Origin of the sequence: Lelliottia jeotgali (assembly GCF_016771845.1) — a bacterium.
GTDB classification, from domain to species: Bacteria; Pseudomonadota; Gammaproteobacteria; order Enterobacterales; family Enterobacteriaceae; genus Enterobacter; species Enterobacter jeotgali.
Genome location: NZ_JAENMQ010000006.1, coordinates 155,156 through 177,092 on the forward strand (window position 1 = coordinate 155,156; position 21,937 = coordinate 177,092).

At 48.8% G+C, this 21,937-nt stretch carries 26 protein-coding genes and 1 other RNA gene; 12 read left to right on the forward strand and 15 right to left on the reverse strand.

Going from position 1 to position 21,937, the window contains the following annotated elements; genetic code table 11:
• Window positions 1–240: 240 nt before the first annotated feature.
• Genes JBO43_RS13625 through JBO43_RS13635 form a run of 3 tightly spaced genes read right to left on the reverse strand, consistent with a single transcriptional unit; the run spans window position 241 to window position 2,860 of the window.
• A complete protein-coding gene (locus JBO43_RS13625; protein ID WP_202674530.1) occupies window positions 241–1,269 on the reverse strand; it encodes a hypothetical protein in 1,029 nt (342 codons plus the stop codon).
• Window positions 1,270–1,271: 2 nt separating this feature from the next.
• Complete coding sequence (locus JBO43_RS13630) at window positions 1,272–2,285, reverse strand: phage integrase (protein ID WP_202674531.1); 1,014 nt, start codon at window positions 2,283–2,285, stop codon at window positions 1,272–1,274.
• On the reverse strand, window positions 2,285–2,860 hold the full coding sequence (locus JBO43_RS13635; protein WP_237730047.1) for a phage repressor protein CI: 576 nt from the start codon (window positions 2,858–2,860) through the stop codon (window positions 2,285–2,287). The genes JBO43_RS13630 and JBO43_RS13635 overlap by 1 nt, the downstream gene beginning before the upstream one ends.
• Window positions 2,861–3,256: 396 nt before the next feature.
• Between JBO43_RS13635 and JBO43_RS13640 the strand changes: the two genes are divergently transcribed.
• Together JBO43_RS13640 and JBO43_RS22975 are read left to right on the forward strand one after the other, a co-directional pair.
• Window positions 3,257–3,760 (forward strand): phage regulatory CII family protein, encoded by a 504-nt coding sequence (locus JBO43_RS13640; protein ID WP_202674533.1) that lies wholly within the window; start codon window positions 3,257–3,259, stop codon window positions 3,758–3,760.
• Entirely contained in the window at window positions 3,757–4,125 is a 369-nt protein-coding gene (locus tag JBO43_RS22975; RefSeq protein WP_237730048.1) for a hypothetical protein, read from the forward strand. The genes JBO43_RS13640 and JBO43_RS22975 overlap by 4 nt, the downstream gene beginning before the upstream one ends.
• Window positions 4,126–4,258: 133 nt before the next feature.
• Here the strand turns inward: JBO43_RS22975 and JBO43_RS13650 are convergent, their stop codons facing one another.
• The 4 genes from JBO43_RS13650 to smpB form a co-directional block, all read right to left on the reverse strand.
• Entirely contained in the window at window positions 4,259–4,921 is a 663-nt protein-coding gene (locus tag JBO43_RS13650) for a hypothetical protein (RefSeq protein WP_202674534.1), read from the reverse strand.
• A gap of 110 nt (window positions 4,922–5,031) precedes the next feature.
• On the reverse strand, window positions 5,032–6,072 hold the full coding sequence (locus JBO43_RS13655) for a hypothetical protein (protein ID WP_202674535.1): 1,041 nt from the start codon (window positions 6,070–6,072) through the stop codon (window positions 5,032–5,034).
• Between the two features lie 113 nt (window positions 6,073–6,185).
• Window positions 6,186–6,549: a transfer-messenger RNA gene (gene ssrA, locus JBO43_RS13660) on the reverse strand.
• Window positions 6,550–6,648: 99 nt separating this feature from the next.
• On the reverse strand, window positions 6,649–7,131 hold the full coding sequence (smpB, locus tag JBO43_RS13665) for an SsrA-binding protein SmpB (protein ID WP_095282985.1): 483 nt from the start codon (window positions 7,129–7,131) through the stop codon (window positions 6,649–6,651).
• A gap of 162 nt (window positions 7,132–7,293) precedes the next feature.
• On the opposite strand from smpB, the gene JBO43_RS13670 reads away from it, so the two are divergent.
• Complete coding sequence (locus JBO43_RS13670) at window positions 7,294–7,731, forward strand: type II toxin-antitoxin system RatA family toxin (protein ID WP_199184176.1); 438 nt, start codon at window positions 7,294–7,296, stop codon at window positions 7,729–7,731.
• Window positions 7,721–8,008 carry an RnfH family protein gene (locus JBO43_RS13675; RefSeq protein WP_202674536.1) on the forward strand — a complete coding sequence of 96 codons (288 nt, stop codon included), beginning with the start codon at window positions 7,721–7,723 and terminating at the stop codon, window positions 8,006–8,008. The genes JBO43_RS13670 and JBO43_RS13675 overlap by 11 nt, the downstream gene beginning before the upstream one ends.
• 63 nt (window positions 8,009–8,071) lie before the next feature.
• Here JBO43_RS13675 and bamE read toward each other — a convergent pair whose 3' ends face one another.
• The 3 genes from bamE to nadK all read right to left on the reverse strand — a co-directional run bounded on the left by bamE (window position 8,072) and on the right by nadK (window position 11,177).
• Entirely contained in the window at window positions 8,072–8,413 is a 342-nt protein-coding gene (bamE, locus tag JBO43_RS13680; RefSeq protein WP_095282982.1) for an outer membrane protein assembly factor BamE, read from the reverse strand.
• Window positions 8,414–8,551: 138 nt separating this feature from the next.
• Window positions 8,552–10,213, reverse strand: a complete 1,662-nt coding sequence (recN, locus tag JBO43_RS13685; protein WP_174348939.1) for a DNA repair protein RecN — start codon at window positions 10,211–10,213, stop codon at window positions 8,552–8,554.
• Between the two features lie 85 nt (window positions 10,214–10,298).
• Window positions 10,299–11,177: an NAD(+) kinase gene (nadK, locus tag JBO43_RS13690; protein WP_015960089.1), complete on the reverse strand. Its 879-nt coding sequence runs from the start codon at window positions 11,175–11,177 to the stop codon at window positions 10,299–10,301.
• Window positions 11,178–11,298: 121 nt separating this feature from the next.
• Between nadK and grpE the strand changes: the two genes are divergently transcribed.
• Window positions 11,299–11,892: a nucleotide exchange factor GrpE gene (grpE, locus tag JBO43_RS13695; RefSeq protein WP_142503618.1), complete on the forward strand. Its 594-nt coding sequence runs from the start codon at window positions 11,299–11,301 to the stop codon at window positions 11,890–11,892.
• A 55-nt stretch (window positions 11,893–11,947) separates the two neighbouring features.
• On the opposite strand, the gene JBO43_RS13700 is transcribed toward grpE, so the two are convergent.
• On the reverse strand, window positions 11,948–13,237 hold the full coding sequence (locus tag JBO43_RS13700; protein ID WP_095282979.1) for an HlyC/CorC family transporter: 1,290 nt from the start codon (window positions 13,235–13,237) through the stop codon (window positions 11,948–11,950).
• Window positions 13,238–13,255: 18 nt separating this feature from the next.
• Window positions 13,256–14,047 carry a cytochrome C assembly family protein gene (locus tag JBO43_RS13705; RefSeq protein ID WP_095284347.1) on the reverse strand — a complete coding sequence of 264 codons (792 nt, stop codon included), beginning with the start codon at window positions 14,045–14,047 and terminating at the stop codon, window positions 13,256–13,258.
• 166 nt (window positions 14,048–14,213) lie between these two features.
• Here JBO43_RS13705 and ffh point away from each other — a divergent pair, with 166 nt between their 5' ends.
• The 7 genes from ffh to JBO43_RS13740 all read left to right on the forward strand — a co-directional run bounded on the left by ffh (window position 14,214) and on the right by JBO43_RS13740 (window position 19,678).
• Window positions 14,214–15,575: a signal recognition particle protein gene (gene ffh, locus JBO43_RS13710; RefSeq protein ID WP_095282978.1), complete on the forward strand. Its 1,362-nt coding sequence runs from the start codon at window positions 14,214–14,216 to the stop codon at window positions 15,573–15,575.
• A gap of 148 nt (window positions 15,576–15,723) precedes the next feature.
• Complete coding sequence (rpsP, locus tag JBO43_RS13715) at window positions 15,724–15,972, forward strand: 30S ribosomal protein S16 (protein ID WP_095282977.1); 249 nt, start codon at window positions 15,724–15,726, stop codon at window positions 15,970–15,972.
• Window positions 15,973–15,987: 15 nt separating this feature from the next.
• The gene (gene rimM, locus JBO43_RS13720) at window positions 15,988–16,527 is read left to right on the forward strand and encodes a ribosome maturation factor RimM (RefSeq protein WP_095282976.1); all 540 of its coding nucleotides are present in this window, start codon (window positions 15,988–15,990) and stop codon (window positions 16,525–16,527) included.
• Between the two features lie 31 nt (window positions 16,528–16,558).
• Window positions 16,559–17,326, forward strand: coding sequence for a tRNA (guanosine(37)-N1)-methyltransferase TrmD (gene trmD / locus JBO43_RS13725; RefSeq protein WP_103946488.1), 768 nt, complete (start codon window positions 16,559–16,561; stop codon window positions 17,324–17,326).
• A gap of 44 nt (window positions 17,327–17,370) precedes the next feature.
• Complete coding sequence (rplS, locus tag JBO43_RS13730; protein ID WP_095282974.1) at window positions 17,371–17,718, forward strand: 50S ribosomal protein L19; 348 nt, start codon at window positions 17,371–17,373, stop codon at window positions 17,716–17,718.
• Window positions 17,719–17,847: 129 nt separating this feature from the next.
• A complete protein-coding gene (locus tag JBO43_RS13735) occupies window positions 17,848–18,252 on the forward strand; it encodes a DUF2946 domain-containing protein (protein ID WP_103946487.1) in 405 nt (134 codons plus the stop codon).
• Window positions 18,253–18,310: 58 nt separating this feature from the next.
• Window positions 18,311–19,678 (forward strand): PepSY-associated TM helix domain-containing protein, encoded by a 1,368-nt coding sequence (locus JBO43_RS13740; RefSeq protein WP_202674537.1) that lies wholly within the window; start codon window positions 18,311–18,313, stop codon window positions 19,676–19,678.
• Window positions 19,679–19,681: 3 nt separating this feature from the next.
• Here JBO43_RS13740 and JBO43_RS13745 read toward each other — a convergent pair whose 3' ends face one another.
• The 3 genes from JBO43_RS13745 to JBO43_RS13755 are packed head-to-tail and all read right to left on the reverse strand — an operon-like array spanning window position 19,682 to window position 21,880.
• Window positions 19,682–20,167 carry an OmpA family protein gene (locus JBO43_RS13745; protein WP_103950179.1) on the reverse strand — a complete coding sequence of 162 codons (486 nt, stop codon included), beginning with the start codon at window positions 20,165–20,167 and terminating at the stop codon, window positions 19,682–19,684.
• Between the two features lie 14 nt (window positions 20,168–20,181).
• Entirely contained in the window at window positions 20,182–21,402 is a 1,221-nt protein-coding gene (gene dgcN, locus JBO43_RS13750; protein WP_095282970.1) for a diguanylate cyclase DgcN/YfiN, read from the reverse strand.
• On the reverse strand, window positions 21,395–21,880 hold the full coding sequence (locus JBO43_RS13755) for a regulatory sequestration protein YfiR (RefSeq protein WP_174348938.1): 486 nt from the start codon (window positions 21,878–21,880) through the stop codon (window positions 21,395–21,397). Before JBO43_RS13755 ends, dgcN begins: the two co-directional genes overlap by 8 nt.
• Window positions 21,881–21,937 lie beyond the last annotated feature (57 nt).

Consider the following 21,937-nt stretch of genomic DNA (forward strand, 5'->3'; position numbering starts at 1 on the left):
TTGCTTGAGAATTCTCGTGACAGATATGAGCCACAAAAAAGCCCGCAGGCTTTCGCCGTGCGGGCTTTCAGGACTTCGTATCAGGCTCTGGTGACCATCTACAAAGAATTTTGGGCTGGGGGGATTTGAACCCCCGTCCGAAATTCCTACATTCTCAATGGGAATGCGCTATTGGTGATTTAGTTGTTATTTTTCATATGCCTAGTTGTTAGTGGTTGACACCTGTTATCACTGGTTTAATTACTCGGTGGACACAATGTGGTCATTGGTTTTGAAGCCATGTTTGGAGAGTTTGAAATCTCTTTCTTCAAAGTTGGGATGTTTAAATACATCTTTCATGAAATACTCTTCCTTATCTTTTAAATATTCAAAAATTGGATAAGTATGACTTTTAAATCCCAAAATATCTGCAATATTCTGAATGGTGGAAATGTAATAGACAAATATACAAATCACTTCAGATTCTGTTTGAAAGATAGTGTTGAATGTAAATGTATCTTCTTTTATTTCATATTGTTTGTGTCTAAAAAACGTATCAATTTGATAAAGCCTCGCGACATTATCTATCTTATCAATGAAATTGCTGAGTTCCTTAGCTACAAATGATATGTCTTTTTTTTCTCTCTTTGAATGCTCCTCTAAATTTTTTAATATTTCGAGTGAAGAGACCATACTCTTAATTGTGAAGTAAATAAACTCAAAGTTAAATGAGAAGTCATTGCTCTTAGGCGTCGATTTGTAAAATACCGTACGGTATAGTCTTATCGGTCTTATAATGCTGGCAATGTATGTATCATCATTTTTTGAGTCTAGGGTTACTTTAAAATCTAAAGTTTTTTCCTTTATGCCATTAATTAATTCTATTATGTTTTTTTGATGGCTGTAATAAATGTCACTAGTGTTTTTTTTCTGGATTTCATTTATTTGAGCTTTTGTCTGTATGGTTCTGTGAATGTTGTTGACTAAAACTCCAAAGGGAGCTGCTAATGAAAAAAGCGCTAGTGGTAGTTTGCTAATGTTAAGGAAATTATTTAAACCTTCAGCATCTAATTGAGGCTTATGACCAATCCATGCAATCATTCCAAACGTAATGAATGATACGAAGGGGATCATTATGGCTGCTTTGAATAATGGTTGGTGCGATAATGGTTCCGGAGTCATATTGAATGAATCAGCTTTGAAAATATTAATGCTGGTATAAATTAAATAAATAATATATGTAATAATTATTATCAGCTTTATAGAAAACTCAAAGTTTAATTCTTCCATTTTTATTCCAAATTATAAAGAGGGTTTTTAGTTACTGCATCTTCTAGGTGAGTGGGTGCGAAATGAGAGTATATCATGGTCATTTTGATATCTGAATGGCCAAGAATCTCTTTTAGGACTAGTATATTGCCCCCGTTCATCATGAAGTGACTCGCGAAAGTGTGACGTAATACATGTGTGCATTGACCTACAGGTAAATCAATTCCCGCTTTGTTTACTACTCTTTCAAATGTTTTACGACAAGGTGTAAACAAACGTCCTCGTAGCTTTGGAATTTCCTCGTAGAGTTTTTTTGAAATGGGAACTGAACGTACCTTTTTATTTTTTGTATTACGATAGGTAATTCTGTAAGGAGTAACTTGTGCCCCTTCAAGGTTTTCTGCTTCACTCCATCTTGCACCTGTGGCTAAACAGATTTTTGCGACTAGTAGTACACTTTCACTGTTAGAATCTTTCAAATATTCAATGAGATTTTTTATTTCCTCAGGATAAAGAAATGAAACCATTTTCTCATCAATTTTGAATGTGGGAATGCCTGACAAAGGATTTGGAAGTGGCCAATGTCCTAATTTTTTTAATGTGCCGAATACGGCAGAGAGATAGCGATGTTCATGATTGACTGTGCGTGGGCTAATAGACATGCACCTGCCATTAATATCAGGGATTTCACCTCTGAGCCTTCCTTGGCGATACTCGCTGAAATCAGCCGCACTAATATTAGTAGCTATTGGGTTTCCCATTCCAGTACAGATAGCTTTAAGTTTTGACATCATGCGTTCAGAGTCCGTCAAGGTTCGCCCATACAGATCATGCCATTGCTCAATTATTTCTGAGAGTCTTCGGTTATCCTGTTTTTCACCAAGCCATGGTTTATTTTCAAGTTCAAGAAGTATGAATTTCTCGTAAGTAAGCGCTTCTCCTTTTGTAGCAAATTTTTTCCTAACACGCTTTCCTTGTACACCGTTTGGGCGCACATCACATAGCCATTCCCCACTGTCAATTTTCCGTACTGCCATTATTCGTTAACCAAGTATATGGCAACAACTTTACCCAGCAATGTAACGTCGGTCACGTCGCAGTCCACGGGATATTTACCCCAATCAATACGAAGTTTATTGCCTGGCAAAAGAGTCAATTCCTTAATGCTCTTTGTGCCTGAATATTCGATCAGATACTTACCATCATTAACTTGATGGGTTCCGAAATCTACAAAGTAGGTTGTTTTGTCATCTATGATAATTTGTAGTTCTCCCGTGTAGTTCGGTAAAAGTACCTTATCGAAGATGTAAGAGGGCTGGCGTGATAATTCGTTGTTGACGATTTTATATGCTGGAATTCTAACCGTTTCACTAGCCAAATGGTCGAATGTTGCACCCTCTCCAGTTGTAAGCCAGTAGATAGAAGCCCCTGTTTCTAAAGCACATCTTAAAACAAGATCTGCTGGGAAGTTGTCTCGCATTATCCGTGTGCCCAAGGCACTCGGTGACATTTCAAGATACTGAGCTAGCTGAAGGCGTGAAGTGAATCCGTAAACCTCGCAAATGCGAGCTACAGCTTCTCTGGCACCAGTTTTGATATTATAGTTTTGCATCTTTGTAGTTCTTAATGGTTGACAAACTACAAACGAATACATAGCATTTGCGATGTTGGTTTGTAGTTCGTTATTGTGATTGATTGTAGTTCTTTGTTAACCATTGCCACCATCTGCAAATGGTGGGTACTTCAAAGTGAGATTTTGCCTTATGAAAACTACCTCCGCAACCTATACAGAAAGTCGTTGGGTGCCAATTGCGGCTTTTTGCGACCGTGTAGGCATCAAACTACGCACAGCACGATACTGGGTCCATTCAGGAAAACTGAAAATCAAACCAAAAATCAGGCCAAAAGAACACGTCTTTGTAGATTGGCATGCGTGGAATGCAGACAACTAATTATCATTTTGAGCGAATTTCAATGTTCATTTTGTATATGGCGTGGGATTGAAACAATGTTTGATTATCAGACTTCTAAACATGCTCACTTTGATGCAGCTTGCCGAGCGTTCGCGCTCTCTCATAACCTGGAAGATGTAGCCGCAGCCGTTGGTATGCGTCCGCAAATTCTGCGCAATAAGTTGAACCCTACGCAACCACACCGCCTGACTTGTGACGAGCTTCTTGCGATCACTGATTACACAGAGGATGCGCGTTTATTGGACGGGATGCTGGGGCAGATAAATTGCTTGCCGTCCGTTCCGGTTAACAACGCTATCGAAGCCAACATGCAATTTTGTGCATTGAGCGCCACCGCCAATGTGGGTGCGATCGCTGGGGAAGCTGTATCAACTGAGGATATGACCGCTGCGCGCCGCATACAAATTCTTGATCGTGCGCGTGATGCTATTCGCTCCCTTTCCGTTCTGGCTTACACCGTTGAAAGCCGCCTCCAGTCCGCGCCGGTTCTTGCTGCTGCCGTCGATATCGTGACCACAAACGCCAGCGGCATGATGTGAGGGATAACTATGAAAGCCTTCGTTACCTATCATCACGCGCAACCCGCAGCGCTCTGCCGCGTCCTTTCCTTACGACAGCAACCGCAACAGTTAAAATAGATCGTACCCACAGCGGGGCGCTGAGAGCGTCACAGCATGACAAAATAAATCTTCCGCAGACCAAAATCGCACTACACCGCACCCGCCTGCGGTTTTTGGATCGTAAAAATTTTTCAGTTTTATTTTTCTACAAACCGGATGGCCAGACCGCGCCACGACTGGCGGTTTTGCAGAATATCCAAACTGAAAAGATTGAAACAAATTTCAGTATTTTTCAGGTTTATGGATCTGAAGAGGATCTAATGAGAATTGCAACTTACAGATAAATAAGGGGATTTAATATTTTACGTAAGTTTGGAAGATCAAATTACACCAGAGATGGCTGGTAAGGAAAATACAGCAAAGCCTTGGCAGGTGTGCATTGCAAGGCTTTCGATTAACAATTCAAAACTGAAAAAGTCAGATTGAAGATTGATGTATTGTCATTAAGAGAATTGTTAGGGCTGTTGTCCACGCAATGACATGGGGTATGTAATGCTGCCCTACTGAAGGTGTATCAAAAAGGCGAATTGTTAGAAATTTCACCTCAAAAAGCAGGCACTTCCAATAACCCAGATTTAAAGGGGTAAGCGTTCCGTTCTTGATGTTGCTCGCTTTTGGTCCGAAATGTACGAACATACCCCCACCGGTAGCATCGTTTCCGAAATAGGAAAACTTAAATCTCCGAGCTAGCAACCCTCTCTCATAATGAACGTATTTTCCGGCAGCTGTCTGGGGGATTTTGAAATCTGGCCATGGCCATTTGCACACAGCATAGGCTCCTGGAAATCCTGCTTTCTTAGCTGAGAAAGCTTTGTGAACGAAGCCTGAATCGTTCAGTTTGTTTTGGATTAATTTGTCTATTTCAGGTTTATTTTCATGTAAGGAAAGAACCATGAAGCGCTGCCAAAGCAATAACCAAACGAAAGCCAGTATAAGTGGCACAGCTTTTGGGGCCTGAAATGAAACGCCAGAACCTCCAATTGCTATTGTGTCTGAAACTGAGCCAGTTCCTGTGAACAGAGCAATCAGAGCTAACGATACTGTAATCAGGAGGACTAAAACGGTATTCACTTTATCCATGTAAAGAATCGCACCTTGTATCTCTGCTGCCACTCTGTCGTCAATGGTACTATTGAGTGGCTATAAATGTTGATTTTTAAGGTTAAATGTAAAAGACAGCAAAAAAACCATTAATCATCTTTATAAAATCTGTGATTGCAGTAACCACAAAGCCCTTCGTTTGCTTGATCATCTTGCTGTAATGTTTGTTCGCAAAATTTGCATTTTTTATAGTCTAAGTCGGTATCGCACCAACGACAGTTGCCTTCAGCTATAACAAAAGTGTCATGATTGCAGTTGTAACACTCCTCGTAAGTTGGATCATCCCCATCTGGTGGCCAATAGAAAAACTCGTGTTCAAATGAGTCCATCAATAAGGGCGTGATAGGAGCATGTTCGCCACAGGATATACAGTAATACTCAAAATCATCTTCATTTGATTGGACTGTATATCCCTGTTCAATGCTGTCAGGTGAAGCTTTTAAAAGTCTGGAGCCGCATTCACTACAAGTGCAGGTTGGTAAATATTCTTGCATCCCCTCAGGAACTTCTGCACCTAACCAAGATTCTTCACACTCAGCTAATTGGCTATTATAAAACGTTTGATGTGCAAGCATAATTTCCCAAGAAGTACCTAAAACCTCTGGAGGCGATTTTTCAAGCTCGTCATTGATGAAATTTGTTAGTACAGGGAACAAATTGGCTACAAAACCAGCTAGTTCGCCATGTGTATTCTGAGGATGTAAATGTTCTAAATGATTGCGGCAATTATGAAGTTCAGCAATCGTATCCCAGTCGACATAAACCTCAAACGTATTGAAACGAGCTTTAATATCAGAGACATCGATTGTTTTATTCTTCTGAAATTTACCTTCTGGCCTCCATTGGATGCCACCGGAGCCATCAGGTGTTGGCAAGATATCCCTGGGAGGAATGTGAATTAAACGATAAGCGTCTTCTGGAGTATCCACGGACTTAGCTAGCTTGTACTTGAATAGAAGCATCATTCCGGCAAAAAGATTTCTCACTGAGGACAAAGCTCGAGCCGGGTTTCCTCCTTCATTTTCATTTCGTTGCGACATCTGGAAGTCTTCAATTCCGAGCTGAATTGAGACTCTGGCATTTTCGTAAAGCTTTTCAGCATCGAGTTCTTGTGTAGGGGCGTTACTCATGGGCAATCAATCCTCTTTGATTAAAACCAATCTAACGAACAAACTTGGGTGGACGTAAAGTGGACATGGACAAAAAAAAGGGGCTACGTTTTCACGTAACCCCTTGTTTTATTTGGTGGAGCTGGGGGGATTTGAACCCCCGTCCGAAATTCCTACATCCTCGGTACTACATGCTTAGTCAGTCTTTACATTCGCCTGGCACCTGCGGACAGACACGCCACTACCAGACTAGCCTGATTAGTTTTAACACTTCAGCCCCAGGCAGGACATCCATGCGATCTCTTTTGGGTTTGACCTCTCTTTGATCCCCGTCTTAAGAGCGGAAGCTAGGGAGAGAGGGCTCTTAGCAGGTTATTAAGCTGCTAAAGCGTAGTTTTCGTCGTTTGCGACTATTTTTTTGCGGCTTTTTACGAGGCAAACCGCCCCTCGGCATGCACCTTGGGTTTCGCAAATCCCGTCGAATCCAGAATCAGCCCCAATGTGTTGAACTCAGTATACCAGAACTGGCATTGGTGATGCCAGCGTGGAACGATAAGTTCTTAAATCACTATGAAAAGTACAAAATTCAGGCAGAAATTAACGACCTGCGTGCTTCATGATACGCGCTTTGTCGACCTGCCATTCACGGTCTTTTACGTCGTCACGTTTGTCGTGCTGTTTCTTACCCTTAGCCACGCCGATTTTCACTTTACACCAGGCATTTTTCCAGTACAGAGACAGGGCGACGACGGTGTAACCTTCGCGGTTGATGCGGCCAAAGAGTGAAGCCAGTTCGCGCTGGTTCAGCAGCAGTTTGCGCGTGCGCGTCGGGTCGCAAACGTAGTGCGAAGAGGCGACGGCCAGCGGCGTAAAGTTCGCACCAAACAGGAAGGCTTCGCCATCAATCAGGATCACATAGCTGTCGCTGATGTTTGCTTTCCCTGCACGCAGGGATTTGACTTCCCAGCCCTGCAACGCAAGACCAGCTTCGAATTCTTCTTCAATGAAATACTCATGGCGGGCACGCTTGTTCAGCGCAATGGTTGCCGAGCCAGGTTTATGTGCTTTTTTCTTCGTCATAAGTGTCGTGAAGCCATAGGTAATCTGAGTTCAAAAAGTAACCTCATTGCGATTGCATCCTGTGAGGTCCAACGCGCTATCTTAGCACGAGATACGCCTTAGCGTTTTTTTAACAGGGGATAAATGTTATTATTTGTCCGTTGTGTGACCATGGAAAATGCTATGCCTCAGATTAGCCGTACTGCGCTTGTCCCCTACAGTGTGGAACAAATGTACCAGTTAGTGAATGACGTTCAGTCCTATCCGCAGTTTATCCCGGGGTGTACCGGTAGCCGGGTGCTGGATGCTGGCCCGACGCAGATGACGGCGGCGGTGGATGTGTCCAAAGCAGGGATCAGTAAGACATTCACTACTCGAAATACGCTGACCGATAATCAAAGTATTCTGATGCATCTGGTCGACGGGCCGTTCAAAACCTTGATGGGAGGCTGGAAGTTTACGCCGCTGAGCGCTGATGCCTGCCGCATCGAGTTCCATCTGGATTTCGAGTTCACCAATAAGCTGATCGAACTGGCGTTTGGCCGCATCTTTAAAGAACTGGCCTCCAATATGGTTCAGGCATTCACCGTGCGTGCAAAAGAGGTTTACAGTGTCGCCTAAAATCACGGTGGAAGTGGCTTACGCGATGCCTGAAAAGCAATATCTGCAACGCGTGAAACTCGAAGAGGGGGCCACCGTTGAAGAAGCAATTCGCGCCTCTGGTCTACTTGAGCTGCGCAGTGATATCGATCTGGCTCAAAACAAAGTGGGTATTTACAGCCGTCCGGTTAAGCTGAGTGACGTTGTGAATGACGGCGATCGCGTTGAGATTTATCGTCCGCTGATTGCCGACCCTAAAGAGCTGCGCCGTCAGCGTGCGGAGAAAGCTGGGAAGTAGAACTAAACATCGTTAAGACACAAAAAAGGTGCTCAGTGAGCACCTTTTTGCATTTCTGAAACCTTACTCTTTAGTGAGCGCCGGTTTGTTGTCAATGTTGGTTAACACACCGCTGCTGTTAAAGGTCAGGGTCAGCGTCTGCTGAGTCACGCCTTCATGGCCAGGCTGCTGGCGGAAAACATAGAACCAGGTGTTAGTGCCGAACGGATCGGACATCATCGGGGTTCCCAGTGCATAAGCGACCTGCTGTTGCGTCATGCCGACACGAATTTTAGACACATCGTTAGGTGTGAGGTAGTTCCCCTGGTTGATGTCAGGACGGTAAACCACTCGCTCCAGAGTGGAACAACCTGCGGTCAACATCAGAAGAACCGCTGCGACAGCGGTCAGCGTTTTACAGCGCATAGTGATTTGATTCCTTTTCGGGCCCGAGCAATACGCGGCTCATATGTTATATGCCGATGATAATAGACCTTGCCCCACTTTGAAACCGGTCTGACGGCGTTTTTGTTGTTCAGTATGACCCTGAGAACCCGAAAAAGTTTATGCAGCCAACAGTTCTTTCGCGTTGGCCAGCGTATTACGAGTGACTTCACTGCCGCCAAGTAACCGAGCCAGTTCTTGTAACCGAGCTTTTTTATCCAATGGCTGCATGTGCGTTTCAGTCATTTCACCGTCTGTTTCTTTGCTGACAAAGAGATGGTGATGCCCACAGCCAGCCACCTGCGGAAGGTGGGTCACACACATTACCTGGGTGGATTCGCCCAACTGACGGAGCAGTTTGCCGACAACGGCAGCGGTCGGGCCGCTGATCCCCACGTCCACTTCATCGAAAATCAGCGCCGGGGTTTCCATTTTACGTGCAGTGATCACCTGAATCGCCAGAGCGATACGCGAGAGTTCGCCCCCGGAGGCCACTTTGGAAATCGCCTGTAAAGGCTGGCCTGGGTTAGTCGTCACACGAAACTCGATGCGGTCTGCGCCTTCTGCCGTTAAATGATTAACTTCAAATTTGACGTCGATGGTAAAGATGCCGTGTGGCATCGATAGCGCATGCATGCTGTCTGTTATGTGCTGACCCAGTTCCTGAGCATAATGCTGGCGGACCGCGTGAAGCTGCTTCGCCGTGGCCAGCGCCTGCTGATGATGAACATTCACTGCCAGCGACAGGGTTTCATGCGAGTCGGCCTGATCGTCGAGCTGCTGTTGTTCATCTAACAGCGACTGGTGAAAATTCGGCAGTTCTTCCGGCGTGACGTAGTGCTTACGTGCCAGTGAAATCTGGCGGGAAATTCTCTGCTCAAGCTCAAACAGACGATTGGGATCGAGATCCAGGCGCTCGCAATAATGGCGCAGTTCTTCACCAGCCTCGGAAATCTGAATGGCAGCTTCTTCCAGCATCTCGAGCACGCCTGACAGTTTGCTGTCGAGACTGACCAGTTCAGTGACTTGCTGGCGCACGGAATAGAGCTGGCTTTGCAGGTTGATGTCTTCGCCATCCGCCAGCAGATTGAGTGCTTGTTGGCTGGTTGAAATCAGATGCCCGCTGTTAGCCAGCCGTTTATACTCTTCGTCGATCTGCTCAAACTCGCCCGGCTGCGGGTTAAATTCATTCAGTTCTTTAAGCTGATAGTTCAACAGTTCAGCACGTGCGGCGCGCTCCTGACTCTGCTGCTGATGCTGCGCCAGTTCACGGCAGCTTTGATGCCAAAGGCGATAATGTTCTGCCATCAGCTGAGTGAGCGCGTGCTCACCCGCGTAGCCATCAAGCAGTGCCTTTTGTTGTTCAGGTTTGATGAGCTGTTGATGCGCGTGCTGACCATGAATTTGAATCAGTAATTGGCCCAGCTCACGAAGCTGCGAAAGAGGAACCGCAGTGCCATTAATGAAACCACGGGAGCGCCCGTCGCTGCTGATGACGCGGCGAAGTAAACACTCACGTCCATCTTCGAGCTGATTGACTTCAAGCCAGCGCAGAGCGGCAGGGGTATCTTTCAAAGAGAAGCGTGCACAGAGGTCGGCTCGACTGGCGCCGGTGCGCACAATGTCGCCTTCTGCACGACCGCCGAGACACAATCCGAGCGCATCAATGGCAATAGATTTACCGGCTCCGGTTTCACCGGTTATAGCCGTCATTCCACTCTGGAAGTCGATCTCAAGCTCACGAACAATGGCAAAGTTGCTGATGGTCAGTTGTGCCAGCATAATTGTTTTCCTGTATGAAAAACCATAACTGTATTTTCATACAGTATAAACTGGTTTTTTATACAGTAAAGTGCTGAGTGCGACTTTAGAACAATTTTTTTGACCAGCCGAGTTTTGAGCTTAGGGTGTTGAAATAGCTGTAGTCCTTCGGGTGGATCAAATTCAGATGGTAGTCGCAGCGGCGGATAAGGACATCTTCACCTTCCTGAATTGGCAGTGCAATTTGGCTGTCGCAGCTGATTTCAAGATCGTTGCGGCGGTGCGAGAAGCGCAGACGGATGGTGCTGCTACTATTGATAACCAAAGGGCGGGCCGAGAGGGTGTGCGGGAACATTGGCACCAGCGTAATGGCATCCAGAGAGGGCGTCAGTATCGGACCGCCAGCGGAAAGGGAATAGGCGGTAGAACCGGTCGGTGTGGAAATGATCAGCCCGTCAGAACGTTGCGAGAAGGCAAAGACTTCGTCGATATAGACTTCGAACTCAATCATATGCGCGACTTTGCCAGGATGCAGGACCACTTCATTGATGGCCGTACTAATCCGTTTTTGACAGTCCTGCTGGCAGACCTGCGCTTCGAGCAGAAAGCGTTTTTCACTGATGTAATGCCCATCCAGGACATCGGCCAACTGCTGATGGGCATTGTCTGGATCGAGGTCGGTCAGGAAGCCGAGATTGCCACGGTTGATACCGATGACTTTAATGTCGTAACGCGCCAGCGTGCGGGCAGCGCCGAGCATGTTGCCGTCGCCGCCGACCACGACCGCGAGATCAGCCTGTTGGCCGATCTCAGCCAGTGTGCCGGTCTTCACATTTTTGAGCTGCAATTCCTGCGCAATTTGCTGTTCAACCATCACTTCATAACCTTTCGCGCACAGCCAGCGATACAACATTTCATGTGTCGTCAGCGCGGTAGGGTGACGTGGATGTCCGACAATCCCAATACACTTGAAATGATTATTCATTTTCTGGAGGTCCTTGTGCCGAATGATGGTGACAATATGCTTTGTTCCCTTGAATCCCGGAAACTGATCCCCATAATAAGCGAAGTTAGCGAGATGAATGCAGAAAAACGCGGAGAAATTCATGAGTAGTAAAGAACAGAAAACGCCTGAGGGGCAAGCCCCGGAAGAAATTATCATGGAACAGCATGAAGAAGTTGAGGCTGTTGAGCCGGATGCTTCTGCTGAGCAGGTGGATCCGCGCGATGAGAAAATTGCGAATCTGGAAGCTCAGTTAACTGAAGCCCAGAATCGCGAGCGCGAAAGCGTGCTGCGTATCAAAGCGGAAATGGAAAACCTGCGTCGTCGTACCGAGCTGGACGTGGAGAAGGCGCATAAGTTCGCGCTGGAGAAATTCGTCAACGAACTGCTGCCGGTGATTGATAGCCTGGATCGTGCGCTGGAAGTGGCTGATAAAGCCAACCCGGACATGGCTGCGATGGTCGAAGGCCTGGAGCTGACGCTGAAATCCATGCTGGATGTAGTGCGTAAGTTCGGCGTTGAAGTGGTGGCTGATACCAACGTCGCTCTGGACCCGAACGTTCACCAGGCGATTGCAATGGTTGAATCTGAAGATGTCACCGCAGGCAACGTGCTGGCCGTGATGCAGAAAGGTTACACGCTGAACGGTCGTACGATTCGTGCTGCGATGGTGACTGTTGCAAAAGCGAAGGCGTAATTTGCTTTAGCTTGAGTAGTGCCGGGTGATGGCTTTGCCTTACCCGGCCTACACATTACCGTTCGGCCACGCTATCCCGCAGCGGTTTTATCGGGATGACTTTCACCTGTTTGATCATATTGTCCTGCACGTCCAGGATATCAATATCGTACTGGCTGATGCGCACACGGGTGCCGGAGGCCGGGATCTCTTCCAGTGCTTCCAGAATCATTCCGTTAATGGTGCGAGCGTCGTCTTCAGGCAGCTGCCAGTTGAAGGCTTTGTTGAGCTCGCGCACGTTGGCGCTACCGTCGATCAGCACCGAGCCGTCGTTTTGCGGCGTGACCTCTTCGGCAAGCGATGGCGACATTGACGTCGTAAAGTCGCCAACAATCTCCTCCAGAATATCTTCGACTGTCACCAGCCCCTGAATATCCCCGTATTCGTTGACCACCAGGCCGACTTTCTTTTTATTGCGCTGGAATTTCACCAGCTGCGTGCTGAGCGGCGTGCCTTCAGGAATGATGTAAAGTTCATCGGCGGCGCGTAGCAGCACCTCTTTAGTGAACTCTTTTTTCTCCGTCATCAGACGATAAGCTTCGCGTACGCGCAGCATGCTAATGGCGTCGTCCAGTGAATCACGATAAAGCACGATACGGCCATGCGGGGAGTGCGTTAGCTGGCGGACGATGGCTTTCCAGTCATCGTTGATGTCGATCCCGACGATTTCATTGCGCGGCACCATAATGTCATCGACGCTGACCTTTTCGAGATCCAGCACCGACAGCAGCATGTCCTGATTACGACGAGAAATCTGCGAGCGAGATTCATGCACGATGGTGCGCAGTTCGTCCTTGCTCAGGGCACTGCTGATGACCACGTCGGCTTTAATCCCGACCATGCGCATCAACAAACGGGTGACCATATTCAACAGCCAGACCAGCGGCATCATCAGGATCAGCAGCGGCCCCAGCAGGAAGCTGCTCGGATAGGCAACTTTCTCTGGGTACAGTGCGGCGATGGTTTTAGGCAGGACTTCAGCAAATACCAGCACCACGAATGTCAGAACGCCGGTCGCAATGGCGACACCCGCGTTGCCGTAAAGACGCATCCCGACGATGGTACCCAGCGCGGAGGCGAGAATATTGACGAGGTTGTTGCCGATGAGCACCAGGCTAATCAAGCGATCGGGTTTACGCAGCAGCTTTTCGACGCGTCGGGCAGCACGGTTACCCTGTTTAGCACGATGACGTAACCGGTAGCGGTTGAGGGTCATCATGCCGGTTTCCGATCCTGAGAAGTAGGCGGAGATAACCACCATGACGATCAGCGTGACGATCAACGTGGTGGTGGAGATGTGTTCCAGGGGGAACTCCTTTGTTGCTTAGCCGACGAACTGCTGTATGACGCGGCTGCCAAAATAGGCCAGGGTCAGGATGCCAGCGCCCGCTACGTTAAACCAGACGACGCGACGACCGCGCCAGCCCTGATGATAATGGCCCCATAACAGGACAATATAGACAAACCACGCAATGATAGAGAGAACCGCTTTATCGATATTCTCAACGCTGAACAGGTTATGCATGTAAAACAAACCCGTACACAGCGTTAGCGTCAGCAAAACGACGCCTATTTGAGTGATGTGAAACATCTTACGCTCAATGACCATCAGCGGTGGCATTTCCTGGTTGAAAACCAGTTTTTTGTTTTTCAGCTGGTAGTCAATCCACGCCAGTTGCATGGCGTACAGCGCCGCAATGATCAGCGTAGCGTAAGAGAACAGCGACAGGCCGATATGCACCATCATGCCCGGTGTGGTTTCAAGATGGGTGATGAATTCGTTGGGAACGAAGGTGGCAAACGCCAGGTTAATCAGCGCAAAAGCGTAGACAATCGGCAGTAACAACCAGCCGCGATTTTTGGAAGCGACAATGGTCATCACCGTACAGATCATCAGGCTGACCAGTGAGCCGACGTTCAGGACACTCAGATTTTGTACGCTGCCGTCGCCCGGAATAATGCGCGATTCCAGCGCAAACGCATGGCTTACCAGCGCGATCACTGCCGACAAAATAGCCATACGCCGCCAGCCGCTGTTTTTTTGTAACAGGCCAGGGATAATCAGCGCAAGGCTGCAAGAGTAGGCAACAAGGGCGATCAGTGCGAAAACAGGCATATAGGCGTCGACAGTTGTCTTAATAAGAAAGAGAAGCAGTATAACGTTACGTGACGCGCGCTCCAACCGTTGCATAACAACAAAGACGCCTTCATGTTATACTGCGGCAAAATTCTGTGTATGTGTCGCTGACGCGACCTAACGTTTCACCCTCAGGCGAGAGACAATGTTTGATAATTTAACCGATCGTTTGTCGCGCTCGCTGCGCAACATCAGCGGCCGTGGGCGCCTTACCGAAGACAATGTGAAAGAAACGCTGCGCGAAGTCCGCATGGCGTTGCTCGAAGCCGATGTGGCACTGCCCGTTGTGCGCGAGTTTATCAGCCGTGTAAAAGAGAAAGCGGTTGGTCATGAAGTGAACAAAAGCCTGACCCCAGGTCAGGAGTTCGTCAAAATTGTGCGCAGCGAGCTGGTTGCGGCAATGGGCGAAGAAAACCAGGTTCTGAACCTGGCCGCGCAGCCACCTGCGGTGGTGCTGATGGCGGGCCTGCAGGGTGCGGGTAAAACCACCAGCGTCGCTAAACTGGGTAAATTCCTGCGCGAAAAGCATAAGAAAAAAGTCCTGGTTGTGTCTGCCGACGTTTATCGTCCGGCGGCAATCCGACAGCTTGAAACTCTGGCTGAGCAGGTTAGCGTAGATTTCTTCCCGTCTGACGTTGCGCAAAAGCCAGTGGACATCGTTAATGCGGCACTGAAAGAAGCGAAGCTGAAATTCTACGACGTGCTGCTGGTGGATACCGCCGGTCGTCTGCACGTTGACGAAGCGATGATGGACGAAATCAAACAGGTTCACGCCGCGATTAATCCGGTTGAGACCCTGTTCGTTGTCGATGCGATGACCGGTCAGGATGCGGCAAATACCGCAAAAGCGTTTAATGAAGCGCTGCCGTTGACCGGCGTTGTATTAACGAAAGTGGACGGTGATGCTCGCGGTGGTGCGGCGCTCTCTATCCGTCACATCACCGGTAAGCCGATCAAATTCCTCGGCGTCGGTGAGAAGACCGAAGCGCTGGAGCCGTTCCATCCAGATCGTATTGCTTCCCGAATTCTTGGTATGGGCGACGTGCTGTCGCTGATCGAAGATATCGAGAGCAAGGTTGACCGCGCGCAGGCTGAGAAGCTGGCAAGCAAGCTGAAGAAAGGTGACGGTTTCGACCTGACCGACTTCCTCGAACAGCTTCGCCAGATGAAAAACATGGGTGGCATGGCCAGCCTGATGGGCAAACTGCCGGGCATGGGTCAGATCCCAGATAACGTCAAAGCGCAAATGGATGACAAAGTGCTGGTGCGTATGGAAGCGATCATCAACTCGATGACGCTGAAAGAGCGCGCCAAGCCAGAAATCATCAAAGGTTCGCGCAAACGCCGCATCGCCGCCGGTTGCGGGATGCAGGTACAGGATGTAAACCGCCTTCTGAAACAGTTCGACGACATGCAGCGCATGATGAAGAAAATGAAGAAGGGCGGAATGGCGAAAATGATGCGAGGCATGAAAGGGATGATGCCCCCAGGCTTCCCGGGCCGCTGATTGGCCTGGCTTGCCTGCCATTTACAGCAGTCTGAGTAACTGTTGATTGCATTTTCCCCAGAAATCAGTAAAATTTTCGGGCTTTTAATATGACACTGGGCTCCGTTCCTCGATGGGGCCCTGTGTTTTATTCACACAAGAGGATGTTATGGTAACTATTCGTTTAGCACGTCACGGCGCAAAAAAGCGTCCGTTCTACCAGGTTGTTGTTACTGACAGCCGTAATGCACGCAACGGTCGCTTCATTGAGCGCGTTGGTTTCTTCAACCCGATCGCTAGCGGTTCTGAAGAAGAAACTCGTCTGGATCTGGATCGTATCGCTCACTGGGTTGGCCTGGGCGCTACTGTTTCCGATCGCGTTGCTACGCTTATCAAAGCAGCAAACAAAGCAGCTTAATCTGTCACGGTGGTCATGATGAGCAATAAAGCACCTGTTGAACCGATCGTATTGGGAAAAATGGGTTCTTGCTACGGTATTCGTGGTTGGCTCAGAGTGTTTTCCTCCACTGAAGACGCTGAAAGCATTTTTAATTACCAGCCCTGGATGATCCAGAAAGCCGGTAAGTGGGAAACGGTCGAGCTGGAAAGCTGGCGTCACCACAATCAGGATATCGTGATCAAGCTGAAAGGCGTTGACGATCGCGATGCGGCGAATCTGCTGACCAATTGCGAAATTGTCGTCGATTCATCGCAACTGCCTTCGCTGGAAGAGGGTGATTATTACTGGAAAGACCTTATGGGTTGCCAGGTGGTCACTACTGAAGGCTATGCCCTGGGCAAAGTCATCGACATGATGGAAACCGGGTCAAATGACGTTCTCGTCATTAAGGCAAACCTGAAAGATGCGTTTGGCATCAAGGAGCGGCTGGTTCCGTTCCTCGATGGGCAGGTTATCAAGAAAGTCGATCTCACTACTCGAACAATCGAAGTAGATTGGGATCCTGGTTTTTAAATTCTCCGGATAAACGGTAAAAGACGGCGCTATGTGGATTGGCATTATTAGCCTGTTTCCTGAAATGTTCCGCGCGATTACTGATTACGGGGTAACTGGCCGGGCAGTAAAAAAAGGCCTGCTGAACATCGAAAGCTGGAGTCCTCGTGACTTCACGCATGACCGGCACCGTACCGTGGACGAACGTCCTTACGGCGGCGGACCGGGGATGTTAATGATGGTTCAACCCTTACGGGAAGCCATCCATGCAGCAAAAGCCGCGGCAGGTGAAGGCGCAAAGGTGATTTATCTGTCACCTCAGGGACGCAAGCTTGATCAAGCAGGCGTAAGCGAACTGGCCACGAATCAGAAACTGATTCTGGTATGTGGTCGCTATGAAGGGATAGATGAGCGCGTAATTCAGACCGAAATTGATGAAGAATGGTCAATCGGCGATTACGTTCTCAGCGGTGGTGAGCTACCGGCAATGACGCTGATTGACTCCGTAGCCCGGTTTATTCCGGGTGTACTGGGCCATGAAGCTTCAGCAACAGAAGATTCTTTTGCTGATGGATTGCTGGACTGTCCACACTATACCCGCCCTGAAGTGTTAGAAGGGATGGAAGTACCGGCGGTATTGCTGTCGGGGAACCATGCCGAGATACGTCGCTGGCGTTTGAAGCAGTCGCTGGGCCGAACCTGGCTTAGAAGACCTGAACTTCTGGAAAACCTGGCTCTGACTGAAGAGCAAGTAAGGTTGCTGGCGGAGTTCAAAAAAGAGCTCGCACAACAGCAACATAAACATGATGGGCAAGCGTAATACGCTCCCGATATATCAGTTTACCCAGGATAAGAGATTAAATTATGAGCAACATTATTAAGCAAATTGAACAAGAGCAGATGAAGCAGGACGTACCTTCATTCCGTCCGGGTGATTCCGTGGAAGTGAAAGTATGGGTTGTTGAAGGTTCCAAAAAACGTCTGCAGGCATTCGAGGGCGTGGTTATCGCTATTCGTAACCGCGGTCTGCACTCTGCATTCACTGTTCGTAAAATTTCCAACGGCGAAGGTGTTGAGCGTGTCTTCCAGACTCACTCTCCAGTAGTTGACAGCATTACTGTCAAACGTCGTGGTGCTGTACGTAAAGCTAAACTGTACTACCTGCGTGAGCGTACTGGTAAGTCTGCTCGTATCAAAGAGCGTCTGAACTAAGACTCGCTTAAGCAACATCCTGTTAAAAGGGCTGGCCGCAAGGCCGGCCCTTTTTTATGCCAATTCACTCCGCCTGTTAACTCTTCCGTCATAAATCATTTACAATACCGGCTCTCTAGTGGAGGGTCAGTGAATAACGCACCGCATCTGTCAGCCTTGAATCGCAAAGCGGCCTGGACCGCGCTGTTTGCGATCCTGCTGATCGTGGTTGCACCACTGATTTCCGTCTCGCTGCAAAAAGATCCCATGAGTGCGATGCCAGGTATGCACCATGATATGAGCCAGATGTCGATGGCGGGACATCATGCTGAAACGCCACAGCCGATGCCGCTTGATCATGCTGAGGCCTGCGGATACTGCGTATTACTGGCGCATGTGCCGGGCATGATGTTGGCGCTGATTGTGCTGCTGTGCGCCGTGTTGCTGCGTCAACGTATCAAACCAACGCGACAGGCGGTAAACCACTGGCACTTTTTCCCCTGGCTGTTTCCCGATACCCGCGCTCCGCCGCAATTGTCTGCTTATTCCCTCTAAACAATAAAGATATGCGCGTTTGCGCATCGATAACTTTTTGCCTGCACAAAGGAAAAGTATGACTGCTAGCACGCCGCGCGCAGCCTGGGGAAACCTGCTGCGACGCCTCCATTTTTATATTGGGTTGTTTGTCGGCCCGTTCATTTTTTTCGCAGCATTAACGGGAACGCTCTATGTGGCGACACCGCAGCTCGAAAGCATGCTGTATAAGCACGCGCTGTATAGCGACATCACCGGTGAAGCTCAACCTCTGGCTGAGCAAATCGCCGTAGCGGAGAAAGCTATTGGAGATCAATTACGCCTGCAAGCCGTGCGTCCTGGCCTGATTGGAGGGGAAACGACGCGCGTGATGTTTGCTGACCCGACGCTTGGACCATCGGAAAACCGGGCTATTTTTGTCGATCCGGTGAGTCTTGAGGTTCGCGGGGATATGACGGTTTACGGCACCAGCGGCATTTTGCCCCTACGTCAGAAAATCGATTATCTGCACAGTTCATTGATGTTGGGGGATTTTGGACGTTTGTATAGCGAGCTGGCCGCCTCCTGGATGTGGATAGCAGCTCTGGGTGGGATTGCACTGTGGTTTTACACACGCCCTAAACGACGAATCAATAACGCCTTTCAGAGTCGCCGTCGTGTGCATGTAGCACTCGGCTGGACGTTGTTGGGTGGGATGCTGTTGTTTTCTGCCACCGGGCTTACCTGGTCGCAGTGGGCGGGTGGGAACGTCGACAAACTGCGTACGCAAATGAACTGGCTCACACCGCAGGTGAACACTCAGCTGCGCGGGCCAGCGGCTGAGGTCGACTCTCATGCTGAGCATCGCGGGCATCATGATGCGATGATGATGCCTGAGATGGCGATGGATCTGACGCTGTTTGATAACGTCCTGCACGTGGCAAGAGAGGCGGGTATCGATGCGAATAAGCTGGAAATCAGGCCTGCTAAAATGGCTGAACAAGCCTGGACAGTCACTGAGATTGATCGCGGTTGGCCAACGCAGGTGGACGCCGTGGCTATTGACCCGCATTCCATGCAGATCCTGGACCAAACCCGTTTCGCCGATTTCCCGTTGATGGCGAAGTTGACTCGCTGGGGCGTTGATTTTCATATGGGTATTCTGTTTGGTCTGGTGAATCAACTAATACTGATCGTCTTCGGCGTGTCGCTGTGCGTATTGATCGCATGGGGATATCGGATGTGGTGGATGCGTCGTCCTGCTCTGGCCTCCAGGAATCCGGTGTTGACGCTATGTCAGTGTTGGCTGTCACTCCCCGCGAGTGGGCGAGGAGTGACGCTATTTATCAGCGTCATGCTCGGGATGATGATGCCGGTGATGGGGTTCAGCCTGGCCTTTTTCGTGCTGATTGACTGGTTGCGCTGGCGCGCGCAGTCGTTGCTGTCGCTGTCTGAATCCACCAAATAATGGTTAAGGCGTGCTGATAACCACTGCCACGCGGCGGTTTTCAGCACGCCCTTGTGATGTCGCATTACTCGCAACCGGGTATTTTTTGCCTAATCCCTGCGTGGTGAGGTTGCTGCGCGGGATATTGGCCCCTTTCGCCCAGGCATCTGCCACGACATTAGCGCGTTTTAAGGACAGCGCTTCGTTGTAACTCTCTTCGCCGTAGTTATCCGTGTGTCCGTCCATGCGCGCGTGGACCAGACCTGTTGCGGCCAGTTTTGTCGCCATCGTCTGGATCTGTTGTTCGCTTTCCGGTCGCAGCTGATATTCGTTTTTACCAAACAAAATTTTGGCCGACAGGCCGAGTGACCAGTCGCCATTCATTTCGTTAAAGCCATAGGATTTCATCGCCGCGATCTGTTCTGCGGTGAATTTTCCCTGGGGCGGTGCCTGGCAGCCTGCCAGAATCATTGATGCCAGTAAGACTGGAGCGAGGTATCGCTTTAACATAATGTGTTCCTTTTTTACGATATTATTTTTGAGCGCTGCTTTTTCGCCTGGTACATATTGCGATCGGCTTGCTCCAGCAATGCCTCAACCGAGGTATTTTCCCACGTCAGAGCAAAACCAATACTGAGAGACATTGTTGCGGTGTGTCCATTGTGCAGATCGTACGGCAGCAGAAACTGCTGTGATAGCGCATTACAGATCTGCTGTACGTCGGTCGTCGAGTGAACGCCATAAAGAATCATGGCAAATTCGTCGCCGCCGAGACGGTAGGACTGATGGCGCTGGCCGCCAAACTCGACCATTCTGCTGGCGACGTCAATCAGCACGCAATCGCCCGCCGCATGTCCCCAGGTATCATTAATCTGTTTGAAGTCATCACCGTCCAGAAACAGCAGGGCTGAGTTGAACTGTGCAGAGGAATCGTTCATTAGCGCAGCAATGCTGTTGCGAAAAGCGGCGCGGTTGGCAAGCCCTGTCAGTGGATCGTGCATAGCGGTACGCATCAACTGCGCATTTCTGGCCTGTAATTTAAGCTGCCACTCTTCCATTTCGTCGAGCAGGCTATTGAAATCCTGGCCGAAACGGTGAAATTCTTCGATGCGCTCTTCGTCTACCCGACGCGAAAAATTACGATTCGTTTTGACGTCATGTACCACCTCGGTGATGTTTTGCAGCGCCGTGACGATCCCATGATGTAACGATCGGGTGATGGCCAGTGCCACAAAAGCGGCGAGGAAAATACAACCCGTTAATACGGCGAAAGATGTCCAGATAAAATGGCTAATCAGGCTGTCGCGTGCGGTGATACGGACTTCGCCAATAACGTTGCCGTTATGCATCACCGGTTGCACGGCCGGGACGGGAAAGAGCAGACGGCTAACCAACGTTCCCAAGGTGTCGGGATTATCATCAGGGTTCCATGACCAGGACGCAAAACGCTTATGATGGACGTCGAGCACTTCTGCAACGGCGAACTGACCCTGTTTGCCAAGTGTGGCAAGGATTTCTCCGGCCGCTGTCGCATCATTAAAAACCAGAGAGGCTTCGAGACTACGACTCATGGTGGCAGTGGTTAATTCGAGATTTTTTTGTGCGTATTGTTTTAACGTCACTACCGACGCAATACACAATAATAACCATATTAGCGTCATGGTAATAACTACGCTAATCATACTGATGCGCCTCAGCGTTCTTTTAAACGTTGGGCGTGGCGTTGAAGAAAATTCCTTATTCATGCTTCTTATTCCGGGCAAGCATTAACACATCCGGATTGACTCTTACGCCACTGCGGGACAGTGCATCCAGATTGACAGAAAATCTAACTGTTTCTTCATTAATAATCAGGCAAAAGGCACTGCCAATAACACATTCAGCATTTTGTTCGGCGATTAATAGTAACGCTCTGCCCTGATAATTCCTGAATAATTCAAGTTGATTAGCAGGCGATTCATTTCCAAAATAAACGGCATCACAGGTGGCATTTAATGCTTCTGACTCAGTATGAACAATCTGTGGCGTGTACGGCAATGAGACCGAAGTGCTTTCACTGAGCGCTTGAGCATAACGGGATGATGAAAAAATACAGAGCTTAGGCTGACCAGAAAGCGCTGGCCAACGGGTATAACTGACAATGCCAGAGACGATCGCACGTACTGACTTATCTGTTTCCGTCACTGTCTCTGCATGGGTTTGCCCGCCGACAATCAACAGCATGAGCGCCAGCAACACATGGCACAAAGGGATCGAAAAAAAATGTCTCACCAGAATCCG